Annotated in this window: 22 protein-coding genes and 6 tRNA genes; 12 read left to right on the top strand and 16 right to left on the bottom strand. The window is 51.4% G+C overall.

The annotated features are described in order from the left end of the window. Nucleotide 1: 1 nt before the first annotated feature. On the bottom strand, nucleotides 2-1,294 hold the full coding sequence (ptsJ, locus tag SBG_RS11505; protein WP_000565131.1) for a MocR-like B6 salvage transcription factor PtsJ: 1,293 nt from the start codon (nucleotides 1,292-1,294) through the stop codon (nucleotides 2-4). 82 nt (nucleotides 1,295-1,376) lie between these two features. On the opposite strand from ptsJ, the gene pdxK reads away from it, so the two are divergent. Beyond that, nucleotides 1,377-2,246: a pyridoxine/pyridoxal/pyridoxamine kinase gene (gene pdxK, locus SBG_RS11500; RefSeq protein ID WP_000529625.1), complete on the top strand. Its 870-nt coding sequence runs from the start codon at nucleotides 1,377-1,379 to the stop codon at nucleotides 2,244-2,246. Next, nucleotides 2,243-2,482 carry a hypothetical protein gene (locus tag SBG_RS11495; protein WP_000844546.1) on the top strand — a complete coding sequence of 80 codons (240 nt, stop codon included), beginning with the start codon at nucleotides 2,243-2,245 and terminating at the stop codon, nucleotides 2,480-2,482. Before pdxK ends, SBG_RS11495 begins: the two co-directional genes overlap by 4 nt. Before the next feature lie 129 nt (nucleotides 2,483-2,611). Here SBG_RS11495 and crr read toward each other — a convergent pair whose 3' ends face one another. The 5 genes from crr to cysZ all read right to left on the bottom strand — a co-directional run bounded on the left by crr (nucleotide 2,612) and on the right by cysZ (nucleotide 7,479). Further along, the gene (gene crr, locus SBG_RS11490; protein ID WP_000522253.1) at nucleotides 2,612-3,121 is read right to left on the bottom strand and encodes a PTS glucose transporter subunit IIA; all 510 of its coding nucleotides are present in this window, start codon (nucleotides 3,119-3,121) and stop codon (nucleotides 2,612-2,614) included. Nucleotides 3,122-3,161: 40 nt separating this feature from the next. Then, nucleotides 3,162-4,889, bottom strand: a complete 1,728-nt coding sequence (gene ptsI / locus SBG_RS11485) for a phosphoenolpyruvate-protein phosphotransferase PtsI (RefSeq protein ID WP_000623111.1) — start codon at nucleotides 4,887-4,889, stop codon at nucleotides 3,162-3,164. A gap of 49 nt (nucleotides 4,890-4,938) precedes the next feature. Further along, complete coding sequence (gene ptsH / locus SBG_RS11480; protein ID WP_000487600.1) at nucleotides 4,939-5,196, bottom strand: phosphocarrier protein Hpr; 258 nt, start codon at nucleotides 5,194-5,196, stop codon at nucleotides 4,939-4,941. 383 nt (nucleotides 5,197-5,579) lie between these two features. Continuing rightward, nucleotides 5,580-6,551, bottom strand: coding sequence for a cysteine synthase A (cysK, locus tag SBG_RS11470; RefSeq protein WP_000036907.1), 972 nt, complete (start codon nucleotides 6,549-6,551; stop codon nucleotides 5,580-5,582). 163 nt (nucleotides 6,552-6,714) lie between these two features. Next, the gene (gene cysZ / locus SBG_RS11465; protein ID WP_015702958.1) at nucleotides 6,715-7,479 is read right to left on the bottom strand and encodes a sulfate transporter CysZ; all 765 of its coding nucleotides are present in this window, start codon (nucleotides 7,477-7,479) and stop codon (nucleotides 6,715-6,717) included. A gap of 229 nt (nucleotides 7,480-7,708) precedes the next feature. Between cysZ and zipA the strand changes: the two genes are divergently transcribed. The 3 genes from zipA (at nucleotide 7,709) to SBG_RS11450 (ending at nucleotide 10,972) form a co-directional block, all read left to right on the top strand. Further along, nucleotides 7,709-8,665, top strand: coding sequence for a cell division protein ZipA (gene zipA, locus SBG_RS11460; RefSeq protein ID WP_000983112.1), 957 nt, complete (start codon nucleotides 7,709-7,711; stop codon nucleotides 8,663-8,665). A 71-nt stretch (nucleotides 8,666-8,736) separates the two neighbouring features. Then, complete coding sequence (gene ligA, locus SBG_RS11455; RefSeq protein WP_000433260.1) at nucleotides 8,737-10,752, top strand: NAD-dependent DNA ligase LigA; 2,016 nt, start codon at nucleotides 8,737-8,739, stop codon at nucleotides 10,750-10,752. Nucleotide 10,753: 1 nt separating this feature from the next. Further along, nucleotides 10,754-10,972 carry a DUF3820 family protein gene (locus SBG_RS11450; RefSeq protein WP_015702956.1) on the top strand — a complete coding sequence of 73 codons (219 nt, stop codon included), beginning with the start codon at nucleotides 10,754-10,756 and terminating at the stop codon, nucleotides 10,970-10,972. On the opposite strand, the gene SBG_RS11445 is transcribed toward SBG_RS11450, so the two are convergent. Then, a complete protein-coding gene (locus tag SBG_RS11445; RefSeq protein ID WP_000765575.1) occupies nucleotides 10,969-11,964 on the bottom strand; it encodes a bile acid:sodium symporter family protein in 996 nt (331 codons plus the stop codon). The two genes, SBG_RS11450 and SBG_RS11445, sit on opposite strands and share 4 nt — an antisense overlap. Before the next feature lie 89 nt (nucleotides 11,965-12,053). On the opposite strand from SBG_RS11445, the gene SBG_RS11440 reads away from it, so the two are divergent. Beyond that, nucleotides 12,054-12,980 (top strand): LysR family transcriptional regulator, encoded by a 927-nt coding sequence (locus tag SBG_RS11440; RefSeq protein WP_001109839.1) that lies wholly within the window; start codon nucleotides 12,054-12,056, stop codon nucleotides 12,978-12,980. Between the two features lie 594 nt (nucleotides 12,981-13,574). Here the strand turns inward: SBG_RS11440 and SBG_RS11435 are convergent. The 4 genes from SBG_RS11435 to SBG_RS11420 all read right to left on the bottom strand — a co-directional run bounded on the left by SBG_RS11435 (nucleotide 13,575) and on the right by SBG_RS11420 (nucleotide 13,968). After that, nucleotides 13,575-13,650, bottom strand: a tRNA-Lys gene (locus tag SBG_RS11435). 4 nt (nucleotides 13,651-13,654) lie between these two features. Then, nucleotides 13,655-13,730: transfer RNA gene (locus tag SBG_RS11430), tRNA-Val, on the bottom strand. Nucleotides 13,731-13,771: 41 nt separating this feature from the next. After that, nucleotides 13,772-13,847: transfer RNA gene (locus tag SBG_RS11425), tRNA-Val, on the bottom strand. A 45-nt stretch (nucleotides 13,848-13,892) separates the two neighbouring features. After that, nucleotides 13,893-13,968 (bottom strand) — tRNA-Val (locus SBG_RS11420). A 258-nt stretch (nucleotides 13,969-14,226) separates the two neighbouring features. On the opposite strand from SBG_RS11420, the gene gltX reads away from it, so the two are divergent. Then, on the top strand, nucleotides 14,227-15,642 hold the full coding sequence (gene gltX, locus SBG_RS11415; protein WP_000695612.1) for a glutamate--tRNA ligase: 1,416 nt from the start codon (nucleotides 14,227-14,229) through the stop codon (nucleotides 15,640-15,642). 52 nt (nucleotides 15,643-15,694) lie between these two features. Here gltX and SBG_RS11410 read toward each other — a convergent pair whose 3' ends face one another. Both SBG_RS11410 and SBG_RS11405 read right to left on the bottom strand, forming a co-directional pair. After that, nucleotides 15,695-16,087, bottom strand: a complete 393-nt coding sequence (locus SBG_RS11410; protein WP_000826516.1) for a MerR family transcriptional regulator — start codon at nucleotides 16,085-16,087, stop codon at nucleotides 15,695-15,697. A gap of 1 nt (nucleotide 16,088) precedes the next feature. After that, nucleotides 16,089-16,451, bottom strand: coding sequence for a MerR family transcriptional regulator (locus SBG_RS11405; protein ID WP_000472038.1), 363 nt, complete (start codon nucleotides 16,449-16,451; stop codon nucleotides 16,089-16,091). A gap of 221 nt (nucleotides 16,452-16,672) precedes the next feature. Between SBG_RS11405 and SBG_RS11400 the strand changes: the two genes are divergently transcribed. From SBG_RS11400 to SBG_RS11390, 3 genes are all read left to right on the top strand, one after another. Further along, nucleotides 16,673-16,748, top strand: a tRNA-Ala gene (locus tag SBG_RS11400). 41 nt (nucleotides 16,749-16,789) lie between these two features. Then, nucleotides 16,790-16,865: transfer RNA gene (locus tag SBG_RS11395), tRNA-Ala, on the top strand. A 188-nt stretch (nucleotides 16,866-17,053) separates the two neighbouring features. Next, entirely contained in the window at nucleotides 17,054-19,243 is a 2,190-nt protein-coding gene (locus tag SBG_RS11390; RefSeq protein WP_001113011.1) for an EAL domain-containing protein, read from the top strand. Nucleotides 19,244-19,323: 80 nt separating this feature from the next. Here the strand turns inward: SBG_RS11390 and nupC are convergent, their stop codons facing one another. Next, on the bottom strand, nucleotides 19,324-20,526 hold the full coding sequence (gene nupC, locus SBG_RS11385; protein ID WP_000376354.1) for a nucleoside permease NupC: 1,203 nt from the start codon (nucleotides 20,524-20,526) through the stop codon (nucleotides 19,324-19,326). 271 nt (nucleotides 20,527-20,797) lie between these two features. On the opposite strand from nupC, the gene SBG_RS23575 reads away from it, so the two are divergent. Continuing rightward, a complete protein-coding gene (locus SBG_RS23575) occupies nucleotides 20,798-20,875 on the top strand; it encodes a hypothetical protein (RefSeq protein WP_423825296.1) in 78 nt (25 codons plus the stop codon). Continuing rightward, entirely contained in the window at nucleotides 20,868-22,109 is a 1,242-nt protein-coding gene (locus tag SBG_RS11380) for an Nramp family divalent metal transporter (RefSeq protein WP_000131728.1), read from the top strand. The genes SBG_RS23575 and SBG_RS11380 overlap by 8 nt, the downstream gene beginning before the upstream one ends. A 48-nt stretch (nucleotides 22,110-22,157) precedes the next feature. Here the strand turns inward: SBG_RS11380 and ypeC are convergent, their stop codons facing one another. Together ypeC and mgrA are read right to left on the bottom strand one after the other, a co-directional pair. Further along, on the bottom strand, nucleotides 22,158-22,484 hold the full coding sequence (gene ypeC / locus SBG_RS11375) for a DUF2502 domain-containing protein YpeC (protein ID WP_000490092.1): 327 nt from the start codon (nucleotides 22,482-22,484) through the stop codon (nucleotides 22,158-22,160). Between the two features lie 113 nt (nucleotides 22,485-22,597). Continuing rightward, nucleotides 22,598-23,596, bottom strand: coding sequence for an L-glyceraldehyde 3-phosphate reductase (gene mgrA, locus SBG_RS11370; protein ID WP_000262987.1), 999 nt, complete (start codon nucleotides 23,594-23,596; stop codon nucleotides 22,598-22,600). Nucleotides 23,597-23,753: the final 157 nt, after the last annotated feature.

Raw genomic sequence — 23,753 nt, 5'->3', positions numbered from 1 at the left:
GTTATCGGTGTAGCGCCTGATAGATATCAGCCGCCAGCGTGTTGATTTCACTGTCGCTTAATGTCGACAGCGTAATTCGCAGGCCGTGAGATGGCCCGCTTACGCCAAAGGCTTCTCCCTCACGCACCAGCCAGCCGGCTTTTGCCAGGGTAAAAGCCGTCGCCTGGCTATGGGCTTCCAGCGGGAGCCAGGCATTCAGTCCGTCGCCGGGGGAAATGGCGATACCATGCTGCAGCAGGGCGCTGGCGAATTTTTGTTGCCGGGCGGCATAAAACTGTCGTGTTTGCGCCAGCCTGTGCTGATAATCAGGATCGGTCAGGCAGGCGCAGACCAGATCCTGTAGAAGATGACTAACCCACTGGCTACCGGCATTTAGCCGTAGCCGAAGTTTTGCTGACGTCACGCTATCGCTGGCGACAACGGCGAGACGCAAATCGGGGCCAAGAGTCTTGGAAACAGAGCGTATCACCGCCCAGTGCTGCGTTGTCTGCGCAATAACTGGCTGCCAGGACGACGAAGAAAGCAGGGCAAAGTGATCATCAACAATCACCAGTACCTGAGGATAACGCGCCAGGATATTTTGCAACGTAGCAGCGCGGCGAGCGCTCAGGCTACATCCGGTCGGGTTGTGCGCTCGTGGGGTTAAGATAACTGCCCGCGCACCCTGACTTAGCGCCTGTTCCAGTTTTTCAGGCTGCATACCTTCGCTATCCACGCTGACCGGGCTGGCATTAAAACCGGCATATCGCAGCATGTTGATACTGCTTAAAAAACAGGGATCTTCCACTGCTACGCTGTCGCCTGGTAACAAATGCGCCCAAAGCAGTCTTTCAATAGCATCGAGCGCCCCGCTGGTAATATCAATTTCACCTGGGCCTGGCATGGCCTCCTGTAACCAGCGTAGCGCCCACGCGTGAAGTTCAGGTGAAACGGGCGCATCGCCGTATAAATGCGGCGTACGGCTAAGCCGGGCAAAATAACGGCTGAGGTCTGGCAGACGCTGTGGGTCGGGGTTGCCGCCGGAAAGGTCGTGCAGCAGCGTATCCGGATTGCCCCCTTCCAGAGCAACGGGAGACGGATTGCCTTTAATCACTGTGCCATTGCGGCCTAAACTTTGCGCCAGTCCCGCGGTTATCAGCCTTTTGTAGGCCGCGGCGACGGTATTGCGGTTCACATTTAGTTCGCTCGCCAGCTCTCGCACCGGTGGAAGCGCATCTTCCGCCTGTAACGTGCCTGCGATAATGTGCTGACGAATACTGTTAAAAATTTCGCTGGCGGTTTTTCCGTCGATCATTATTGACCTATGACAAAATGAATTTTAGCATATGACGATAATAATGAGGCGATAGCCTGCTGTCCAGCGAGAGGGAAAATTTATGGGGCAAGAGAGTGATATCCAGTCAGTACTCTTCGACGATAACCATCGGGCATTACAGACCGACATTGTCGCCGTTCAGTCACAAGTGGTATATGGCAGCGTCGGTAACAGTATTGCCGTCCCGGCGATTAAAGCCCAGGGGTTACGGGTGACGGCAGTCCCGACGGTCCTGTTTAGCAATACACCACACTATAAAACGTTTTATGGCGGCATTATTCCCGTTGAGTGGTTTGCTGGCTACCTTACGGCGCTGAATGAGCGCGATGCATTACGCGAAGTAAAAGCGGTAACGACCGGTTATATGGGCAGCTCTGAGCAAATTGTCACGCTCTCGGAATGGTTGAAGGCGGTACGGGCTTCGCATCCGGATGTGTGTATTCTTGTGGATCCGGTGATGGGGGATACCGACAGCGGAATGTATGTGAAAGCAGAGATTCCACAAGCCTACCGTACGCATTTACTGCCGCAGGCGCAGGGAGTAACACCAAACGTGTTCGAACTGGAAATGCTAAGCGGCAAACCGTGCCGCACGCTGGAAGAGGCGGTAGCGGCGGCGCAATCGTTGCTTTCCGACACGCTAAAATGGGTCGTTATTACCAGCGCGCCAGGTGAGTCGCCGGAAACAATAACAGTTGCTGTCGTGACTGCGCAGGCCGTGGAAGTCTTTGCGCATCCGCGGGTAGCGACGGAGTTAAAAGGGACGGGAGATCTCTTTTGCGCCGAACTGGTCAGTGGTCTTGTGCGGGGTAAAAAACTGATAACCGCGGCAAAAGATGCTGCGCAACGCGTACTGGAGGTCATGATGTGGACACAGCAATGTGGGGGCGATGAGTTAATTCTGCCACCAGCAAAGGAGGGGCGGCGATGAAGAGTTATCGGTTGGTGGTTCGTCAGCAGGGACGTATCGTAGGGCATTTTGAAACCAGCGGACGGGATGCGCTGGAGGATATTTGCGTGGCGCGAGCAATGTTTGGTATGGCGGGTGGGTATCAGTGTGAACTATTGGTGTCCGATTCAGAAAGACGCGTGCTGGAGAGCGGGCCGGAAGGGATGAAAATCCTGATGCAGGAGAAGTGTTATCGTCCACTCACTTCGCAAATTTAATGCCAGATGGCGGCATAACCGTCTTATCCGGCCTACGTCTTGTAGGCCAGATAAACGCAGTATCATCCGGCAAGGTACTGCCCGATTGCCGGATGCCGGCATAAACGCCTCATCCGGCCTACGCAAAAATTACTTCTTAATACGGATAACCGGGGTTTCACCCACAGTTACGCTACCGGACAGTTTGATCAGTTCTTTAATTTCGTCCATGTTGGAGATAACCACCGGAGTCAGGGTAGACTTGGCTTTTTCTTCCAGCAGCGGCAAATCGAACTCAATGACCGGATCGCCAACTTTCACGCGCTGGCCTTCTTCAGCGATACGTTTGAAGCCTTCGCCTTTCAGCTCAACGGTGTCGATGCCGAAGTGAACGAACAGTTCAATGCCGCTATCAGATTCAATAGAGAACGCATGGTTGGTTTCAAAGATTTTGCCGATGGTACCGTCAACAGGCGCTACCATTTTATTACCGGTCGGTTTGATAGCGATGCCATCACCAACGATTTTTTCAGCAAAAACTACATCCGGCACGTCTTCGATGTTGACGATCTCGCCAGAGAGCGGGGCAACAATCTCAATAGTTCCGGTGTCTTTCTTATCATCAGAAACCAGAGATTTTAGTTTATCGAACAAACCCATGATCTTCTCCTAAGCAGTAAATTGGGCCGCATCTCGTGGATTAGCAGATTGTTTTTTCTTCAATGAACTTGTTAACCAGCGTCATTAACTCGTCCGTTGTCGGTTGAGCAAGAGCCTGCTCTGCTAACACCTTCGCATCTTCGAAGTTCGTGTTACGGATAATCTTCTTAATGCGCGGGATAGAAATGGCGCTCATAGAGAATTCGTCCAGACCCATCCCCAGCAACAGAAGTGTAGCACGTTCGTCGCCTGCAAGCTCACCACACATGCCAGTCCATTTACCTTCTGCGTGAGAAGCATCAATAACTTGCTTAATCAAGTTCAGTACGGACGGTGACATTGGCTGGTAAAGATGTGAAATCATATCATTACCACGGTCAACTGCCAGGGTGTACTGCGTTAAATCATTGGTGCCGATACTAAAGAAATCAACTTCTTTGGCTAAATGACGAGCAATGGTCGCCGCAGCCGGAGTTTCGACCATCACGCCAATTTCAATTGACTCGTCAAATGCTTTGCCTTCATCACGCAGTTCCTGCTTGTAGATTTCAATCTCTTTGCGCAGTGCGCGCACTTCTTCAACAGAGATGATCATTGGGAACATGATGCGCAATTTACCGAAAGCGGACGCACGCAGGATGGCGCGCACCTGATCACGCAGGATTTCTTTACGATCCATAGCGATACGTACGGCGCGCCAGCCCAGGAACGGGTTCTCTTCTTTCGGGAAGTTCATGTACGGCAGTTCTTTGTCGCCGCCGATGTCCATGGTACGCACGATAACCGCCTGCGAGCCGCACGCTTCAGCCACCGCTTTATACGCCGCAAATTGTTCTTCTTCTGTCGGCAGTGCGTCGCGGTCCATGAACAGGAATTCAGTACGATACAGACCAACACCTTCCGCGCCGTTGCGCTCAGCGCCTTCAACGTCACGAACGGTACCGATGTTGGCGCAGACTTCTACCTGATGTCCATCCAGCGTAATAGCGGGCAAATCTTTCAGTTTAGCAAGTTCTGCTTTCTCGGTTGCCACCTGCTCCTGAACGGCGCGCAGCTGGTCGATTACCTCGTTGGTCGGGTTGACGTAAACCTGATTGTTTACGGCATCCAGAATAATAAAGTCGCCGTTTTTCACCTGAGACGTAACGCTACCTGTCCCTACGATCGCTGGCAGTTCCAGGGAACGCGCCATGATAGAGGTATGGGAAGTGCGGCCGCCCGCGTCGGTGATAAAGCCCAGCACCTTCTGCAGGTTTAACTGTGCGGTTTCAGACGGGGTCAAATCAGCAGCTACCAGGATGACTTCGTCCTGGATTGCACTCAGGTCGATAATTGCCAGACCCAGGATGTTGCGCAGCAGGCGCTTACCGATATCGCGCACGTCAGCCGCACGCTCTTTCAGGTATTCGTCATCCAGTTCTTCCAGGGCAGTGGCCTGACCTTCGATAACTTCATGCGCGGCTGCGTCAGCCGTCATATGCTTATCTTTAATCAGGGCTATGATTTCCTGCTCCAGCTCCTCATCTTCGAGCAGCATAATATGCCCTTCGAAAATGGCTTCTTTTTCTTCACCGAACGTTTCACCAGCTTTTGTTTTGATCGCTTCCAGTTGCGCAGATGCCTTGGCACGACCGCTCAGAAAACGTTCAACTTCCTGATCAACCTTGTCGGCAGAAATTTTTTTCCGGTCAATGACGATTTCGTCTTCTTTCAGCAATAGTGCTTTGCCGAAAGCGATACCCGGGGATGCTAAAATGCCTGAAATCATAACCCTACCTTACTTGTGACTGATTTTTAAAAGAACCCGGAAAAAAGACTTATTCGAGTTCCGCCATCAGTTTGACCAGATGTTCAACCGCTTTCTGCTCATCTTCACCCTCTGCGGAGATGGTGACGACGGTGCCTTGAGTCAGGCCCAGAGTCTGCAGTTTAAACAGGCTTTTTGCGCTGGCGCTTTTGCCGTTGGAAGTCACAGTAATCTCAGAAGTGAAGCCTTTTGCTTCTTTAACAAACTGAGCAGCAGGGCGGGTGTGCAGACCGTTCGGAGCGGTAATGGTAACTTCTTGCTGGAACATTGTATTTCCCCAACTTATAGGTTTAGTGTTGTGGAACTAAAGTCTAGCCTGGCGGCTCAACTTTAGCCTGTATTGTTAGCGCCGACGTAAACGGGACGCGACACAAAAGGTGTTCTACGCAATCCGTTGCCGGCAACTTCTGGCCGCTGACGTTTCGCTCGTCATTAAACATTATGCCGCGAAAGGAAGATTTGAACCAAATCATAAAATCGATTCAGCTAACGCTTTTCCTGTAACGATTAATTTCGCGCATCAAAATAATTAGTCTGGTTAAATACCAGTTCCGGCAGGGTGAATCAATGCCAGGAGAGGTGAAACTTTGAAGCAGACCACAAAAAAGCACCTGAAAAGGTGCTTTTTTACGCAGTTTTAACATTCTGGCATCACTGTTGCAGTTCTTTCTCGGTAAAGAGATCGGCGAACAGCGCGGTGCTCAGATAACGCTCACCTGATGAGGGTAGGATAACCACAATGTTCTTATTGGTAAAGCTTTCATCTTCCTGCAGCTTAAGCGCTGCCGCCACCGCCGCGCCGGAAGAGATTCCCGCCAGAATGCCTTCTTCTTCCATCAGGCGGCGTGCGGTAGAAATAGCCTCATCGTTAGTAATACCCACCACTTTATCAATGAGCTTCAGGTCCAGGTTGCCAGGAATGAAGCCTGCACCGATCCCCTGAATTTTGTGTGGGCCGGGCTTCAGCTCAACGCCTGCCAGCGCCTGAGCGATAACCGGAGAGTCGGTAGGTTCGACCGCAACGGTGATTAAATCCGTTTTACCCTTAGTCCCTTTGATGTAACGTGTGACGCCAGTCAACGTACCGCCAGTGCCGACACCTGAGATAAAGACGTCAACCTGGCCATCAGTATCTTCCCAGATTTCCGGGCCGGTGGTTTTTTCGTGGATTTCCGGGTTGGCCGGGTTGCTGAACTGCTGAAGCAGGAGATATTTTTGCGGGTCGCTGGCGACAATTTCTTCGGCCTTCTGAATGGCGCCCTTCATCCCCTTTGCGCCTTCGGTCAGCACCAGATTCGCGCCCAGTGCTTTAAGCAGTTTGCGGCGTTCGATGCTCATGGTCTCCGGCATGGTTAGGGTGAGCTTATAACCGCGTGCGGCGGCCACATATGCCAGCGCAATACCGGTGTTACCGCTGGTTGGCTCTACCAGTTCCACGCCGGGCTTCAGTACGCCGCGTTTTTCCGCATCCCAAATCATATTGGCGCCGATACGGCACTTAACGCTAAAGCTTGGGTTGCGTGATTCCACCTTTGCCAGAATGCGTCCGTTACCGATACGGTTCAGTCGAACCAGCGGCGTATGACCGATAGTCAGCGAGTTATCTTCATAAATCTTACTCATGGCCTGTCCTTAACTGTATGAAATTGGGATACCTTCCCAGCATACCTTCCAGCCAGATATGGGGAAGTAAGGAATTCGCATATCTATATGCTGATGGGAAATAATGGTTATCAGTATGGAATAAGAGACCGCATAAGCCATCCCTTATTTATACATTTTTACTTTATTTCCATAACGCGTGCTTAGCACGCCAGCAATCCACCCACATTGCCGTTGCGCCGCAAACGGCGACAGGCATAATGAAAAGGTTAAGCACTGGAATCATTGTGAAGAGGCTGGTGAGCGCACCAAACTGCATATTTGCAACCTTGCGTCCGCGCAGGGCGACGCGCATCTCTTTAAAGGGGACTTTATGGTTATCGAAAGGATAATCGCAGTACTGGATCGCCAGCATCCAGGCGCTGAACAAAAACCACAGCACTGGCGCGATGGTTTGGCCAATACCAGGAATGAAATAGAGAATCAGCAGCACAATAGCGCGCGGTAGATACCACGCCAGTTTTTGCCATTCACGCTTCATAATACGCGGTATATCTTTCATGATGCCGAGTACACCGGCATCTGGCGGCGTGGCGCCGGTTAACCGCGCCTCAAGTTGTTCAGCTAAAAGGCCGTTAAACGGTGCGGCAATCCAGTTGGCGAGAGTCGAGAAAAAGTAACCAAAGACCAGTAGTACAGAGATAACGGCAATCGGCCACAGCAGATAGCTTAGCCATTGCAGCCAGTCTGGCACATACCGCATCAACGCAGGTATCCAGGCGTCAAGCTGTGTAAACAGCCACCAGAATGCGCCGCCCATCAGCACAATATTGACCAGCAAAGGTAAAATAACAAAGCGACGGATGCCTGGTAGAGTAACCAGTTTCCATCCTTGCGAGAAATAATAAACGCCGCTGCGTGGTACGGTTGTAGATGATGATGAAACCATATTCAGGACATACTCCTTTTCTTAAAGCCCTGGGTAAACGTAGATATCTTACCCGGTTATCAGACGGTGGATAGTTCGGAAATGTTCGAAAAAACAGCAAAAAGCACATTTTCCTTCATCTTTATGCGGCGAAAGCCAACAGTACACTTGCACTTGACGTAATCGGCAAATACTCTTAGTGAGTAAATGTTTGCCGTGGTGGCAAGGTGTTAGAACAACAGAGAATATAATGATGCAGGATTTGCGTCTGATATTAATCATTGTTGGCGCGATCGCCATAATCGCTTTACTGGTACATGGTTTCTGGACCAGCCGTAAAGAACGATCTTCTATGTTCCGCGATCGTCCACTAAAACGCATGAAATCAAAACGCGACGACGACTCGTATGACGACGATGTCGAAGAAGACGAAGGCGTAGGTGAAGTTCGTGTTCACCGCGTGAATCATGCCCCCGGCCAGCCGCAGGAGCATGACGCCCCTCGTCAGCCGCCGCAACACCAGTACCAGCCGCCTTATGCGTCTGCGCAGCCGCGTTCAGCAGCTCCGCCGCAAGCGCCAGCGGCGCCGGTCCAGCAACCTGCACCGCCTGTGCCGCAGCCGCAACCGGTCCAGCCGCCTGCGTCGCCTGTGCAACAGCCGCCGCAAGCGCCGCAGCCTGTCGCGCAGCCCGTACAGCCAGCAACAGCGCAAACCCTCCAGCCTGCGGAACCTGTCGTTGAGACAGAACCGGTGAGGGAAGAAACGCCGGTTGTTGAAAAGCCGCAGCGTAAAGAGGCGGTCATCATTATGAACGTTGCGGCCCATCATGGCAGCGAACTTAATGGTGAAGTTTTATTGAACAGTATTCAGCAATCTGGTTTTAAATTTGGCGATATGAACATCTTCCATCGTCATTTAAGCCCGGACGGCAGCGGCCCGGCCTTGTTCAGTCTCGCGAATATGGTCAATCCGGGAACGTTCGATCCTGAAATGACGGACTTCACTACGCCTGGCGTCACCATTTTTATGCAGGTGCCGTCTTATGGCGATGCGCTGCAGAACTTCAAGCTGATGCTGCAATCCGCGCAACATATCGCGGATGAGGTCGGCGGCGTTGTGCTGGATGACCAGCGTCGGATGATGACGCCGCAGAAATTACGCGAATATCAGGACCGCATCCGCGAGGTGATGGACGCTAACGCCTGAGGTTAACCCAGGTGTGACATTTTTAACGTAACCCCCGCCTGTCGGGGGTTTTTTATCATTGATGGTGTGATATGGAACCAATCGAACAACAATTGACAGAACTGCGAACCACGCTTCGCCATCATGAGTATCTGTATCATGTGATGGATGCACCAGAGATTCCCGACGCCGAATATGACCGCCTGATGCGGGAGCTGCGGGAGTTGGAGGCGCAGCGTCCGGATCTGATTACGGCGGATTCGCCCACGCAACGCGTTGGCGCGGCGCCGCTGACGGCATTCAGGCAGATTCGCCATGAAGTGCCGATGCTGTCGCTTGATAACGTGTTTGATGAAGAGAGCTTTCTGGCGTTTAACAAACGGGTACAGGATCGCTTAAAAAGTAAGGAAAAAGTGACCTGGTGCTGTGAGCTGAAGCTGGATGGTCTGGCGGTTAGCATTCTGTATGAAAACGGCGTTCTGGTAAGGGCTGCGACGCGTGGCGATGGTACCACCGGTGAGGATATTACCGCGAACGTGCGCACGATTCGCGCTATTCCGTTAAAACTTCACGGCGATAACATTCCGGCGCGCCTTGAGGTTCGCGGAGAGGTATTTTTACCGCAGGCCGGGTTTGAAAAGATCAATGACGAAGCGCGTCGTACTGGCGGCAAAGTGTTTGCCAACCCGCGTAACGCGGCGGCGGGTTCACTGCGTCAACTCGACCCGCGCATTACCGCGAAGCGACCGCTGACGTTCTTCTGCTACGGCGTCGGTATCCTTGAAGGCGGCGAGTTGCCGGATACGCATCTGGGGCGTTTGCTGCAATTTAAAGCGTGGGGACTACCGGTCAGCGATCGCGTGACGCTGTGCGATTCTCCGCAAGCGGTGCTGGATTTTTACCATAAAGTCGAGGCAGACCGCCCGACGCTGGGCTTTGATATCGACGGCGTGGTCATTAAAGTCAACTCGCTGGTCTTGCAGGAACAACTTGGCTTTGTGGCCCGCGCGCCGCGCTGGGCGGTGGCGTTTAAATTTCCAGCCCAGGAGCAGATGACTTTTGTACGCGAGGTTGAGTTTCAGGTTGGACGCACCGGGGCGATTACGCCGGTAGCGCGTCTGGAACCGGTTCAGGTAGCAGGTGTATTAGTCAGTAACGCCACGCTGCATAATGCCGATGAAATTGAGCGTCTTGGCTTGCGCATCGGCGATAAGGTGGTTATCCGTAGGGCTGGGGATGTTATTCCCCAGGTGGTGAACGTAGTCCTTTCGGAACGTCCTGACGCGACGCGTCCGGTTGTGTTTCCGGCGCATTGTCCGGTATGCGGGTCTGACGTAGAACGCGTTGAAGGCGAGGCCGTTACCCGTTGTACTGGCGGACTGATTTGTGGCGCGCAGCGTAAAGAGTCGCTCAAACACTTTGTGTCGCGCCGGGCGATGGACGTAGACGGGATGGGAGATAAGATTATCGACCAATTGGTGGAAAGGGAGTATGTCCATACACCCGCGGATTTATTCCGTCTCACGGCGGGTAAACTGACCGGCCTGGACCGAATGGGGCCAAAGTCTGCGCAAAATGTCGTTAACGCGTTGGAAAAAGCCAAAGAAACGACCTTTGCCCGCTTTCTTTATGCATTGGGTATTCGAGAAGTCGGTGAAGCAACGGCGGCAGGGCTGGCGGCGTATTTCGGTACGCTGGAGGCGCTGCAGGCCGCCTCTATTGACGAATTGCAAAAAGTGCCTGATGTAGGAATTGTAGTCGCTACGCACGTCTTTAACTTTTTTGCCGAAGAGAGCAATCGTGACGTGATCGGTCAGCTACTGGCGGAAGGGGTTCACTGGCCAGCGCCGGTAGTGATTAATGCGCAAGAGATCGACAGTCCGTTTGCCGGTAAAACTGTGGTGCTAACCGGTAGCTTAAGCCAGATGTCCCGTGATGACGCTAAAGCGCGTTTAGTGGAACTGGGCGCGAAAGTGGCAGGTAGCGTATCGAAGAAAACCGATCTGGTGATTGCGGGTGAAGCGGCGGGTTCCAAACTTGCTAAAGCGCAGGAACTGGGCATCAATGTCATTGATGAAGCGGAAATGCTCCGTTTGCTGGGCGTCTGATATGGAGAAAGAGCAACTGATTGCCATCGCGAATACGCTGATGCCGTTCGGCAAATATCAGGGACGTCGATTGATCGACCTTCCGGAAGAATATTTGTTGTGGTTTGCCCGTAAGGATCAATTTCCGGCGGGTAAGCTCGGGGAACTGATGCAAATTACGCTGCTCATTAAAACCGAGGGGCTGACGCAACTGGTACAGCCCCTGAAACGCCCGATTTAAGCTTTCGCGGCACGGCCTTCCTGCCGTGCCAATTTTTCAGTCTGGCGTTTGTAGCGTCGCGCCAGCCCCGCGCAGACCATCAGTTGGATCTGGTGGAAGATCATCAGCGGTAATACCATCATACCCAGCACTGACGTCGGAAACAGAATATTGGCCATCGGAATCCCGTTAGCCAGACTCTTTTTCGAACCACAGAAGACGATAGTGATTTCGTCGGCTTTATTGAAGCCGCATTGACGGGCGACAAAGACGTTAATGGCTATGACGATCGCCAGCAGTACGAGGCTGACCACGACAATAAACAGTAGAGAACCCCAGCCGACTTTGTGCCAGATACCATTAACCACCGCTTCGCTGAACGCCGAGTAGACCACCAGCAAAATAGAGGTCTGATCCGTTTTCGCTATCCACTTTTTGTTGCGCGCGACCCAGTTGCCGATCCACGGACGAGACAGGTGTCCCAGCACGAAAGGCAGTAGCAGTTGCAGCATAATTTTGCCTACCTCTTCCAGGCTGCCCTGTGCGCCGTGAATATTCATTACCAGACCGACCAGTAGAGGTGACAGGAAAATGCCCAGCAGACTGGACGCAGACGCTGAGCACACCGCAGCCGCGACGTTGCCGCCTGCAAGCGAGGTAAACGCAATCGCAGACTGCACGGTGGCGGGCAAAATACACAGATACAGGAAGCCGCTGTAGAGCATCGGGTCGACATTGACAGGCGCCCACCAGGCAAACAGCACGCCGAGGACAGGAAAGAGCACAAAAGTGCTGCACATGACCCACAAATGTAATCGCCAGTGGCTGCCGCCAGCGATAATCGCCTCACGTGACAGCTTTGCGCCATGCATAAAAAACAGCAGGGCGATGGCTGCTGTCGTGATGCCTTCAACGACAGGCACAAAGCCGCCTTCCGCCGGGAAAAAAGAGGCCAGCAATACCACCGTAATAAGCGTCAGAGTAAAAGGGTCAAGAATACGAAAAAGTTTCATAAAAACTCCTGAAAGTCGGTGCAGCTATTTTGCGTTTTTCATTTTGAGAAATAAAATTGATTTATTGCATCTATATATGAATCTAATCGATGAATTATTCACTGCGTCAACTGCGTATTTTTATTACCGTCGCCCGGGCAAAAAGTTTTAGCCGGGCAGGGGATATGATTGGGCTGAGCCAGTCTGCGGTTAGTCATAGCGTAAAAGAGCTGGAGCGGCAAACCGGCGTCAGATTGCTGGATCGCACCACACGTGAGGTGGTGCTGACCGAGGCGGGGCAACAGCTGGCGACGCGTCTGGAGCGGGTGCTTGATGAACTGAACAGTATACTGCGCGATGCAGGCAGAGTAGGGACACAATTAACCGGCACCGTGCGCGTTGCCGCCAGCCAGACCATTTCTGCGCACCTTATTCCGCAGTGCATTGCCCAAAGCGACTTACTCTACCCCGCTATTGATTTTGTACTGCACGATCGCCCGCAGCAGTGGGTACTGGAGAGTATCCGTCAGGGGGAAGTGGATTTTGGGATCGTTATCGATCCCGGCGCAGCGGTGGATTTACAGTGTGAAGCCATCTTATCAGAGCCTTTTTTACTATTGTGTCGCCAGGATCATCCGCTGGCGCGACAGGAATGGGTGAGCTGGCAGGATCTTAAACAGGCGCGGCTGGTCTTACAGGATTATGCGTCCGGTAGCCGACCACTGATTGATGCGGCGCTTGCCCATTTTGCAATTGAGGCGGATATCGTGCAGGAGATTGGCCATCCCGCTACGCTCTTTCCAATGGTGGAAGCGGGAATCGGCATCAGCGTGCTGCCCGCGCTGGCGTTACCACTCCCGCAAGGCAGCCACTTGCTGGTTAAACGGCTGACGCCCGTCGTTGAAAGACAGCTCATGCTGGCGCGGCGAAAAAACCGATCGCTCTCCACGGCGGCGCAGGCATTATGGGATGTAGTACGTACCCAGGCCAGCGAATTAACCGCCGCAAGGGAGAAAGATCCGCTGTATCAGATGTAGACTGTAAGTGAGCCGGTAGCGTTGCTACGGTATTTATGCCGGGTGGCGGCTTCGCCGCGTTGACTCAATAAGCGCATTTCCTGGTAGTAAATAGTTCTGTATTTCTTTATCAGTTTCCCCATGCGTTTGCGTGCCATCCTCAAAAAATGCTATATAACGCGTCTCTGAATACGGGAGGGGAGGGCCATAAAACACGCCTTCAATGTCAGTTAAAAACGATATTGACGTAGTTGTGCAATATTCTGTTTATTTTGGGATTTTTTCAGCCAGAAAATGAAAATGGGCCTACAGGATCTCCACCACCAGAAGCGCAGGCCCTTTTGCTCTGGCTTTCCCCGATACAATAAGGAATATATACGGACGAAAAAAACGTATCGCTTTGACAGTGATACAGTTTCTTACTTTCTCTGATTTCCTGAGATACCCCGGGAACAGGTGTTGGTGGGTTGTGCAGGATGACTCGCTTTGCTCGCCCTTCTGGCCGTCGCCGTAAACGGCTCCGTTGTCTCACTGCGTGAGACCCGACCCTACCGCAGGTCCGAATCTTATAAATCGCAGATAGCAAAAAAGCGCCTTTAGGGCGCTTTTTTGCATTGGTGGGTCGTGCAGGATTCGAACCTGCGACCAATTGATTAAAAGTCAACTGCTCTACCAACTGAGCTAACGACCCGAAGTGGTGGGTGATGACGGGATCGAACCGCCGACCCCCTCCTTGTAAGGGAGGTGCTCTCCCAGCTGAGCTAATCACCCACTTCGGTACTTCATAATAAGAAATTTAGCTGGCGAGAAAGTGGTGGGTGATGACGGGATCGAACCGCCGACCCCCTCCTTGTAAGGGAGGTGCTCTCCCAGCTGAGCTAATCACCCACTTCTCAATTTCTTATCTACACGGCGGAGACTACATAAAGTAGTTGGTGGGTGATGACGGGATCGAACCGCCGACCCCCTCCTTGTAAGGGAGGTGCTCTCCCAGCTGAGCTAATCACCCCCGCTGTGTGGAGTCGCATTATAGGGAGAGTTGAAAATGAGTCAACGCATTTTCTAAAGTTTTTGTTTGTTCGTCGTAAAATTAAACAAAACGATCGTGAATTGCCCCGCGCTGCATGATTTCTATACGGAAATAGCAAAGCGCAGCGTTCTGACCGGATCAACATTGAGGAATCAAGCCACAGTGATAGAATACAAGGCTATTCATCTTTCCAGGATTTGCCGGTTGTCGGCATCTTTATAAACGTAAGGCCATTTCATGAAAATCAAAACTCGCTTCGCGCCTAGCCCGACAGGATATCTGCATGTCGGCGGCGCGCGTACTGCTCTTTATTCCTGGCTTTTCGCACGTCACCACGGCGGTGAGTTCGTGCTGCGTATTGAAGACACCGATCTTGAGCGTTCCACGCCGGAAGCCATCGAAGCCATTATGGATGGTATGAACTGGCTGAACCTGGAATGGGACGAGGGCCCGTATTTCCAGACCAAACGCTTTGATCGCTATAATGCGGTTATTGACGAGATGCTGGCAGCGGGAACGGCCTATAAATGTTATTGCTCTAAAGAGCGTCTGGAGCAACTGCGTGAAGAGCAGATGGCGAAGGGCGAGAAACCGCGTTATGACGGACGTTGCCGTCATAGCCATGAACATCATGCCGACGATGAGCCGTGCGTGGTGCGTTTTGCCAACCCGCAAGACGGTTCCGTTATTTTTGACGATCAGATCCGTGGCCCGATTGAGTTCAGTAACCAGGAGCTGGACGATCTGATCATTCGCCGTACAGACGGTTCTCCGACCTACAATTTCTGTGTGGTGGTGGATGACTGGGATATGGAAATCACCCACGTGATTCGTGGTGAAGACCACATCAATAACACCCCGCGGCAGATCAATATCCTGAAAGCGCTGAACGCGCCGGTGCCGCTGTACGCGCATGTGTCGATGATTAACGGCGACGACGGTAAAAAACTGTCTAAACGCCACGGCGCGGTTAGTGTAATGCAGTATCGCGACGATGGTTATCTGCCGGAAGCATTGCTGAACTACCTGGTTCGCCTGGGCTGGTCCAGCGGCGATCAAGAGATCTTCACCCGTGAAGAGATGATTAAACTGTTCTCTTTGGGGGCTGTAAGTAAATCTGCCAGCGCCTTTAACACGGATAAACTGCTGTGGCTGAACCACCACTACATTAATACGCTGGCGCCGGAATATGTGGCGACACATCTGCAGTGGCATATTGAGCAAGAAAATATTGATACCCGGAATGGGCCGCAGCTTGCGGAACTGGTGAAACTACTGGGCGAACGCTGCAAAACGCTAAAAGAGATGGCGCAAAGCTGCCGCTACTTCTATGAAGATTTTGCTGAGTTTGACGCTGATGCGGCGAAAAAACATCTCCGTCCGGTGGCCCGTCAGCCGTTGGAGGTGGTGCGTGACAAACTGGCCGCTATTGGCGAATGGACCGCAGAAAACATCCACCATGCGATTCAGGCGACTGCCGATGAGCTGGAAGTCGGTATGGGGAAAGTGGGGATGCCGTTGCGCGTAGCCGTCACTGGCGCCGGGCAGTCTCCGGCGCTGGACGTCACCGTACATGCCATTGGCAAATCACGCAGCATCGATCGTATCAATAAAGCTCTGGCTTTTATTGCAGAGCGTGAACATCAGCAGTAGCAAGAGCTGAAATAGACGACACGGCAGGAAAAACACCTGCCGTTTTTACCTTTTAGTCCGACTCATTGATACCTAAGCGCGTCAGAAAACCACGAATGCCTTCCCGCGATAAAAATAGCGCCAGTTTTTCCTGTTCCTGAGCAGACATGTTTTCAACAGCATCAATGATTTGCCGATAAGCGTGGCTGTGTACCGCGTTCGCATATTCTGCAAAAGGCTCTTCAGCCTGATAAAAAGCAGGCAGTTTGCGAAAAGCCGGAATGTTCAGAATAAACTCCCGCACGCTGGCATCAATGTGAATGAGTCTTGCGCGTCCGCCTTTAACACCCGGGAATTTTTCGGTTTTCCAGTGTTGTTCTCTGATCCAGCGATTGACGGTCTGTCTGGCCACGCCGAGGCATTCAGCCAGCTCTTCTGTGGTCATTTTACTGCGTAATCTTTTCATATTATTTGCTATCGCGTATCCCTAAGCGTTGTAACAAACCTGTAATCCCTTCACGAACGAGGAGAGAGGTAAGCTGTTTCTGCTCGGATAATGTCATCTCTTTGGCGAGCGTCATGAGTAGCGCTTCAAGTGACGCGTCGCCGGCAGGCGTGAATGTGTCTGCCTGGTGGTCAACCGAACGCTCAGCGCTGCGGATATATTCACGAACCTGTTCGTTTACATGAACCAGGCGGGCTTTACCGCCCTGGACGCCGGGTTTGGGTGACGTCGCCCAGCCTTCTTTCCGTACCCATTTATTGATGGTTTGTCGGCTGTAACCGGTGAGATTAGCGAGTTCTTCTGGCGTCATCCGTTCCTTGAACATAACGATTCCCTGAATAGACGTGGGGTTAATTAGGGGTTTATTTTATAGCACCATTTTAGTCGAAACCGTGACGTGTTTAACTACTGAATGCGAGTTGTGCCGCATTGTCTTTTATTTGAATGCTTTTTCAGCGATTGAATTCGACAAGTTCATTTTGCCGTTGACACATGCGAAGGGAATTCATATGATGCCGCCCGTCAACTCGACAAGCTTTACGTAGTGGGGCTATAGCTCAGCTGGGAGAGCGCTTGCATGGCATGCAAGAGGTCAGCGGTTCGATCCCGCTTAGCTCCACCAAATTTACTCCCAATAAATTTGGTTTGTACGTAAAGCAATGTGGGGCTATAGCTCAGCTGGGAGAGCGCTTGCATGGCATGCAAGAGGTCAGCGGTTCGATCCCGCTTAGCTCCACCACTTTCAAACCCTCGCTGCAAAGCGGGGGTTTTTGCTTTATGCTACTGACTTTATTGCTTCCAGCCTGTTCTTTACTTTCGTTTGTTGGTACTACTCTGTCTGTCAATATGAGCTTTTGTTAGATTGCTTCATGATGTGAATATACTTATTATTCATGTGCCTTATATAATGATGTGAGCATTAACGTAATGCCGGATAAGTATAATCTCCTAAAAAATATAAAAATATTTTTACTGGCTTTATGCCTGACCGTTCCGGCTATTCTTGTTTCCCGTGCCATTTCTCCTCGCGCTACTATTGATTCCAGCTACATTTTTTTGGCCTGGCTACCTCTTTGCGTCATGTTTGCCGTTTTGTTCTTATTTGGCCGCCGCGGCGTCGCGCCGATGATAGTCGCAATGACGTTGACCAATGAGTGGAATTTTCATTTACCCCTGCCGCAGGCGATGGTACTGCTATTTTGCCAGACGTTTCCCGTGTTGGTGGTTTGCGCCATTGTGCGCTGGTTGTTGGGGACGCGCTGGCGCTATGGCATACTCAATAAAGGTATCTGGCTACGCGTCTTCTGGTTAGGACTGATGACGCCATTCGGAATAAAAATCAGTATGCATCTGGCGGGGCACTACCTCGCTTTTCCGGTAACGATCTCTACTTTTTTTGGTACCGGCACTGCTATTTTCTCTATTGTCGATACACTGAGTCTGATTTCTGCTGCGCTCATTTTTACCTTCTTTTTTTATTATCCTATGCGAATGATGGCCAGTCCGCACTATATTCGTATTTTCTGGCGCAGGAATGTTTCCCCTTATCTCGCCAGAGAAAAGCGTCTGTTTACGTTTCTCTGGTTTGGATCATTGGCAACGCTGTTAGCGGTGCTGTGTACGCCTTTCGAGACGAAGTATATTGCTGGTTACCTGGTGCCGGTATTGTTTATCGGATTTACACTTGGCGTGGGAAAAATCCGTTATCCATTGCTGAATTTAAGCTGGGCTATCACTGCGCTGTTCCTGCTTAGCTATAACCGCAATTTTCTGCAGGGCGTAGGATCAGAATATTCGCTGGCATTTATTCTTTCGGTTCTCATTTCTTTTAGTATTTGTTTGTTGTATATGGCGCGGATTAACCAGCGCAGCGAATGGTTGAACCGGCAGTGGCACACGCAGGCACTGACCGATCCGCTGACACGGCTGCCTAATTTACGTGCGCTGGAACAGTTTCTTTTGCAGGGGGCCGGGCAAAGTGTGTGCTATTTACGCATGGAAAACCTGGAGTTTCTGAGTCGACATTATGGTATGCAGATGCGTGTTCATTGTGAACGCGCGGTGTTTCGTGAGTTACAGCCGCTGCTACTGGAAAAGGAGAAGATTTTTCATCTACCGGGTAGTGAATTGCTGCTGGTGTTAACCGGACCGGAGACCGAAGCCCGCCTGCAACATATGCTCAATGTGCTTAATAACCGGAAAATTTACTGGAACAATACCGGTCTGGAAATGGAGTATGGCGCGGCGTGGGGAACGTTTGATGGCCGCCAGGAAACCTTACAACCGTTGCTGGGCCAGCTAAGCTGGTTGGCGGAACAATCCTGTTCACACCATCGGGTACTTTCACTGACGCATAGCGTTGAAGCTGCTTCAGGTCAGACTACTGAGCGAGTGTTACGGTTACAGAAAATCCGTCAGGCGCTGGAGCGCGGCGCGCTTGTGCTGTACGCGCAACCTATCCGCGATGCGCAGGGGAAAGGGTATGACGAGATTTTGACGCGGCTCAGATGTGACGACGGCATGATGATGCCGAACCAATTTATTCCGCTTATTGCCCAATTTAACCTGAGCGTGCGGTTCGATATGCAGGTGATGGAAGCGCTTTTGCAATGGCTCTCCGCACATCCTTCGGCAGATCAGGGGGCGCGTTTCTCGGTTAACCTGATGCCGCTGACTCTGCTGCAAAAAGAGACGGCGCCGCGCATTATTCAGCTCTTTAAACGCTATGGCGTTCCACCTGCTTCGGTCATCATAGAAATTACCGAAGAACAGGCGTTTTCTCATTCAGAAGCCAGTATGCATAATATCAACCAATTGCGTAAGTTTGGCTTAAAAATCGCGATTGATGATTTCGGCACCGGTTATGCAAACTATGAGCGCCTTAAACGCCTTAAGGCCGATATTATTAAAATCGACGGCTGTTTCGTAAAAGATATTCTGACGGACTCCCTGGATGCGATGATTGTGAAATCAATCACTGATTTAGCAAAAGCGAAATCGCTGAGTGTTGTCGCCGAGTTTGTTGAGACGCCGGCGCAGCGCGACTTGTTATTACAACTGGGCGTCCACAGTTTGCAGGGATACCTGATTGGCCGTCCGCGCCCGCTAGGTGAGTAAGTAGTATAAAAAAACCGGGGATACCTCCCCGGTTTCTGAATTGATACGCCTGAATCTGGAGGCCTGATAAGCGTAGTGCTTTACAGTACCAGCGCAGCGATAGAGGCGGACAGGACGCTCACTAACGTGGAGCCATAAACCAGTTTCAGGCCAAAACGGGAAACCACATTGCCCTGTTCTTCGTTCAGGCCTTTAATCGCACCTGCGATAATCCCGATAGAAGAGAAGTTCGCGAAGGACACCAGGAAGACGGAGATAATGCCTTCTGCGCGCGGAGAAAGAGTAGAGGCAATTTTCTGCAGATCCATCATCGCCACGAATTCGTTAGAAACCAGTTTAGTCGCCATGATGCTTCCTACCTGTAGCGCTTCGCTGGACGGTACGCCCATCACCCACGCCACCGGGTAGAAAATGTAGCCCAGAATGCCCTGGAAGGAAATGCTGTAGCCAAACCAGCCAGTCACTGTAGCGAACAGAGCGTTCAGCGCCGCGATCAGCGCGATAAAGCCGATAAGCATCGCCGCGACGATAATGGCCACTTTAAAACCTGCCAGAATGTATTCGCCCAGCATTTCGAAGAAGCTTTGGCCTTCGTGTAGGTTCGACATCTGGATATTTTCTTCGCTGGCATCCACGCGGTACGGGTTGATCAGCGACAGAACGATAAAGGTGCTGAACATGTTCAGAACCAGTGCAGCCACCACATACTTAGGATCCAGCATCGTCATGTATGCGCCCACGATAGACATGGAAACGGTAGACATTGCGGTAGCCGCCATGGTGTACATACGGTTGCGGGACATTTTACCGAGAATATCTTTATACGCGATAAAGTTCTCGGACTGGCCCAGGATCAGCGAGCTGACGGCGTTAAAGGATTCCAGTTTACCCATCCCGTTAACTTTGGACAGCAGGAAACCAATTGCGCGAATGACCACTGGCAGAACGCGGATATGCTGGAGAATACCGATCAGAGCGGAAATAAAAACGATCGGACACAAAACTTTCAGGAAGAAGAACGCCAAACCTTGATCGTTCATACTACCGAAGACGAAGTTTGTCCCTTCGTTGGCAAATCCGAGGAGTTTTTCAAACATCTCGGAGAAACCTTTCACGAAGCCAAGACCCACATTAGAGTTCAGGAAGAACCAGGCCAGTAACACTTCGATAACGAGTAACTGAATGACGTAACGAATGCGAATTTTTTTACGGTCGCTGCTAACCAGCAGTGCGAGTACCGCAACAACGGCAAGCGCCAGGACAAAATGAAGGACGCGGTCCATATTTGCTCCAAATATGAGGCAGGTTTAATTTTCGTGCACATTCTATGTAACAACCGTAAAGAAAACGAGATCCAACACACACAATAATAAGGAGCTGTGACGAGATTCAAAATTAGTGATCTGTAATACACTTTTACTATACTGAATATGAAAATGAAAAGTTATGTCAGTGTGCTAATCTTGTAATGTTAATCCAACTGTTCCGATGCAGATCGTCATGATATCGGTCTATCGTTTCACACTATTAATGTAATCACCCGTATCCATTGAAATGCACTTGATAATCATTATCAATGAACATAGCATAAAACATAGCAAATGCTATGTTTTTGAGGCACAAGATGACTGACAATCGCGTAGAGAATAGCAGCGGACGGGCGGCGCGCAAGTTAAGGCTCGCATTAATGGGACCTGCGTTCATTGCCGCGATTGGTTATATCGACCCAGGTAACTTCGCAACCAATATTCAGGCCGGCGCCAGCTTTGGCTATCAGCTGCTTTGGGTCGTGGTGTGGGCGAACCTGATGGCAATGCTGATTCAAATCCTCTCAGCAAAGCTTGGAATCGCCACCGGTAAGAATCTGGCAGAGCAAATTCGCGACCATTATCCGCGCCCGGTAGTCTGGTTTTACTGGGTACAGGCAGAAATCATCGCGATGGCCACCGACTTGGCGGAATTTATCGGCGCGGCAATTGGTTTTAAGCTGATTCTTGGCGTCTCTTTATTACAGGGGGCGGTATTGACCGGTATTGCGACGTTTCTGATTTTAATGTTACAGCGTCATGGTCAAAAGCCGCTTGAAAAAGTGATTGGCGGCTTACTACTTTTTGTCGCTGCCGCTTACATTGTGGAGCTGTTTTTCTCTCAGCCTGATATAGCACAACTCGGCAAAGGGATGGTTATTCCGGCGCTGCCTGACTCGGAAGCGGTATTCTTAGCCGCCGGCGTGCTTGGTGCGACGATTATGCCGCATGTCATTTATTTACACTCTTCCTTAACGCAGCATCTGCATGGCGGAACGCGGCAACAGCGCTATTCAGCTACAAAATGGGATGTGGCTATTGCCATGACTATTGCCGGTTTTGTTAATCTGGCAATGATGGCCACCGCCGCCGCGGCGTTTCATTTCAGCGGACACACTGGCATCGCCGATCTCGATCAGGCATACCTGACGCTGGAACCTTTGCTTAGCCATGCAGCGGCAACGGTATTTGGCCTTAGCCTGGTGGCGGCCGGGCTTTCTTCTACCGTTGTCGGCACGCTGGCGGGGCAGGTGGTTATGCAGGGGTTTGTTCATTTTCATATCCCGCTGTGGGTGCGGCGCACTATTACCATGCTGCCATCATTTATTGTGATTCTGCTGGGACTGGACCCTACCCGAATACTGGTGATGAGCCAGGTGCTGTTGAGTTTCGGCATTGCGCTGGCATTGGTGCCGTTACTGATTTTCACCAGTAACCGCGCACTGATGGGGGAACTGGTGAATACGCGCCGGGTGAAACAGATTGGCTGGATGATTGTGGCGCTGGTCGTCGCCCTGAACCTCTGGTTACTGGTCGGAACGGTGATGGGCTTGTCATAGCGGACAGGCCCGATGCGGTGGCGTCATCGGGCTATCATTCTGCGGGGATTAGTGGTGATGTTTATGCCCGCGTCCTCGCCCGCGATGATCGTTGCGATCGCGCCAGCCTTCCCGATAACCGCGTTCATACGCTTTACGTTTATCCCAGCCGCGATGATACCCGTTGTCATGGCGCCACCAGCGATTTTTACGCCATTCATAATGGTTGTGCCAGTAGTCACGATCGCGCCAGCGACCGCCATCCCAGTAGTTACCGTAATCATCGCGATCGCCAATTTGTAATTTTATCGAGGGTAACAGGGTGATTTCACCCGCATTCGCGGCAAGCGGTGTAAAAGCCAGCAAGGCTGCCGCCAGAATCAGTGACCTGAACATACTTTCTCTCCTTCACGATCGAGCCGTCGCCGGCCTGTTAATGCAATATTACAAATCAGTAAAGGTTTGTTTCATCGCCCTAACTCTTAAATCAGGAAGGAGAGCATTTTTTGCTAAAGCTCCGTGTTCAGGATAGCGTCAATTTCTGCGCATTCTGTCGATGAAAAGTGCCGGTTCGCCAGCATACCGACCGCATCTTCAATTTGCGACGGTTTACTGGCGCCAATCAGCACCGAGGTAACATTATCGTTACGTAGTACCCAGGCGAGCGCCATCTGGGCTAATTTTTGTCCCCGCCGCGCAGCCAGATCATTCAATTGACGGACTTTTTCCAGTTTGTCGGCGGTAATGTGTTCCGGTTTAAGAAAACGACTTCCGCTTGCCGCGCGGGAATCTTGTGGAATACCATTCAGATAACGGTCAGTGAGTTGCCCGCCAGCCAGCGGCGAGAACGCAATACTGCCGACGCCCTTTTCCTGTAACAATGCCAGGAGCTCATCTTCCACCCAACGTTCAAAAAGTGAATATTTAGGCTGATGAATCAGACAAGGCGTGCCGAGATCCTCCAGGATATCAATAGCCTGTCTGGCTCGTTCAGCAGGATAGTTAGAAATCCCCACGTACAATGCTTTGCCCTGACGGACAAGGTGATCCAACGCTTTCATGGTCTCTTCCAGCGGTGTTTCGGGATCGGGGCGATGGTGATAAAAGATATCGACATACTCCAGCCCCATACGTTTCAGACTTTGATCGAGGCTGGCTATCAGATATTTCCGTGACCCCCAGTCGCCATAAGGGCCATCCCACATGGTGTAGCCCGCTTTGGTGGAGATAATCAACTCATCGCGCCACGGTAAAAAATCTTCCTGCAAAATGCGGCCAAAATTATATTCTGCAGATCCCGGCGGCGGACCGTAATTATTGGCGAGGTCGAAGTGGGTAATGCCCAGATCGAACGCGCGTTGCAGCAGCGCGCGGCTGTTTTCTGCCCGTGTTGCATCGCCGAAGTTGTGCCATAACCCCAACGAAATGGCGGGGAGTTTGATGCCACTGCGCCCGCAGCGACGATATTCCATTGTGTGATAACGATTCTCATCGGGCTGATAAACCATAATATTCCCCCTATGGCATGAATAAATAGTGTATACGGTTACACTCAGCAGCAGGCAACAGGATTTCACGGTTCGCGGCTGTAAACATTGTTTTCCAGGCTTTCATACCCGTCATGCTGGACAGCCACAACGGTTCCTTAATACTCAACATAATATT

This window comes from Salmonella bongori NCTC 12419 (assembly GCF_000252995.1).
In the GTDB taxonomy this organism is placed as follows: domain Bacteria; phylum Pseudomonadota; class Gammaproteobacteria; order Enterobacterales; family Enterobacteriaceae; genus Salmonella; species Salmonella bongori.
Note: the sequence above shows the minus strand (reverse complement) of the source record. Positions and strands in the feature narration are given on the sequence as shown.

Coding starts and splice junctions, on each gene's coding strand:
- gltX (WP_000695612.1), top strand. CDS start 14,227: ATGAAAATCAAAACTCGCTTCGCGCCTAGCCCGACAGGATATCTGCAT.
- ptsH (WP_000487600.1), bottom strand. CDS start 5,196: ATGTTCCAGCAAGAAGTTACCATTACCGCTCCGAACGGTCTGCACACC.
- nupC (WP_000376354.1), bottom strand. CDS start 20,526: ATGGACCGCGTCCTTCATTTTGTCCTGGCGCTTGCCGTTGTTGCGGTA.
- ypeC (WP_000490092.1), bottom strand. CDS start 22,484: ATGTTCAGGTCACTGATTCTGGCGGCAGCCTTGCTGGCTTTTACACCG.
- pdxK (WP_000529625.1), top strand. CDS start 1,377: ATGGGGCAAGAGAGTGATATCCAGTCAGTACTCTTCGACGATAACCAT.
- ptsJ (WP_000565131.1), bottom strand. CDS start 1,294: ATGATCGACGGAAAAACCGCCAGCGAAATTTTTAACAGTATTCGTCAG.
- SBG_RS11440 (WP_001109839.1), top strand. CDS start 12,054: ATGAATTATTCACTGCGTCAACTGCGTATTTTTATTACCGTCGCCCGG.
- SBG_RS11405 (WP_000472038.1), bottom strand. CDS start 16,451: ATGTTCAAGGAACGGATGACGCCAGAAGAACTCGCTAATCTCACCGGT.
- SBG_RS11495 (WP_000844546.1), top strand. CDS start 2,243: ATGAAGAGTTATCGGTTGGTGGTTCGTCAGCAGGGACGTATCGTAGGG.
- SBG_RS11450 (WP_015702956.1), top strand. CDS start 10,754: ATGGAGAAAGAGCAACTGATTGCCATCGCGAATACGCTGATGCCGTTC.
- ligA (WP_000433260.1), top strand. CDS start 8,737: ATGGAACCAATCGAACAACAATTGACAGAACTGCGAACCACGCTTCGC.
- SBG_RS11380 (WP_000131728.1), top strand. CDS start 20,868: ATGACTGACAATCGCGTAGAGAATAGCAGCGGACGGGCGGCGCGCAAG.
- crr (WP_000522253.1), bottom strand. CDS start 3,121: ATGGGTTTGTTCGATAAACTAAAATCTCTGGTTTCTGATGATAAGAAA.
- cysK (WP_000036907.1), bottom strand. CDS start 6,551: ATGAGTAAGATTTATGAAGATAACTCGCTGACTATCGGTCATACGCCG.
- SBG_RS23575 (WP_423825296.1), top strand. CDS start 20,798: ATGCACTTGATAATCATTATCAATGAACATAGCATAAAACATAGCAAA.
- SBG_RS11445 (WP_000765575.1), bottom strand. CDS start 11,964: ATGAAACTTTTTCGTATTCTTGACCCTTTTACTCTGACGCTTATTACG.
- zipA (WP_000983112.1), top strand. CDS start 7,709: ATGATGCAGGATTTGCGTCTGATATTAATCATTGTTGGCGCGATCGCC.
- ptsI (WP_000623111.1), bottom strand. CDS start 4,889: ATGATTTCAGGCATTTTAGCATCCCCGGGTATCGCTTTCGGCAAAGCA.
- mgrA (WP_000262987.1), bottom strand. CDS start 23,596: ATGGTTTATCAGCCCGATGAGAATCGTTATCACACAATGGAATATCGT.
- cysZ (WP_015702958.1), bottom strand. CDS start 7,479: ATGGTTTCATCATCATCTACAACCGTACCACGCAGCGGCGTTTATTAT.
- SBG_RS11410 (WP_000826516.1), bottom strand. CDS start 16,087: ATGAAAAGATTACGCAGTAAAATGACCACAGAAGAGCTGGCTGAATGC.
- SBG_RS11390 (WP_001113011.1), top strand. CDS start 17,054: ATGCCGGATAAGTATAATCTCCTAAAAAATATAAAAATATTTTTACTG.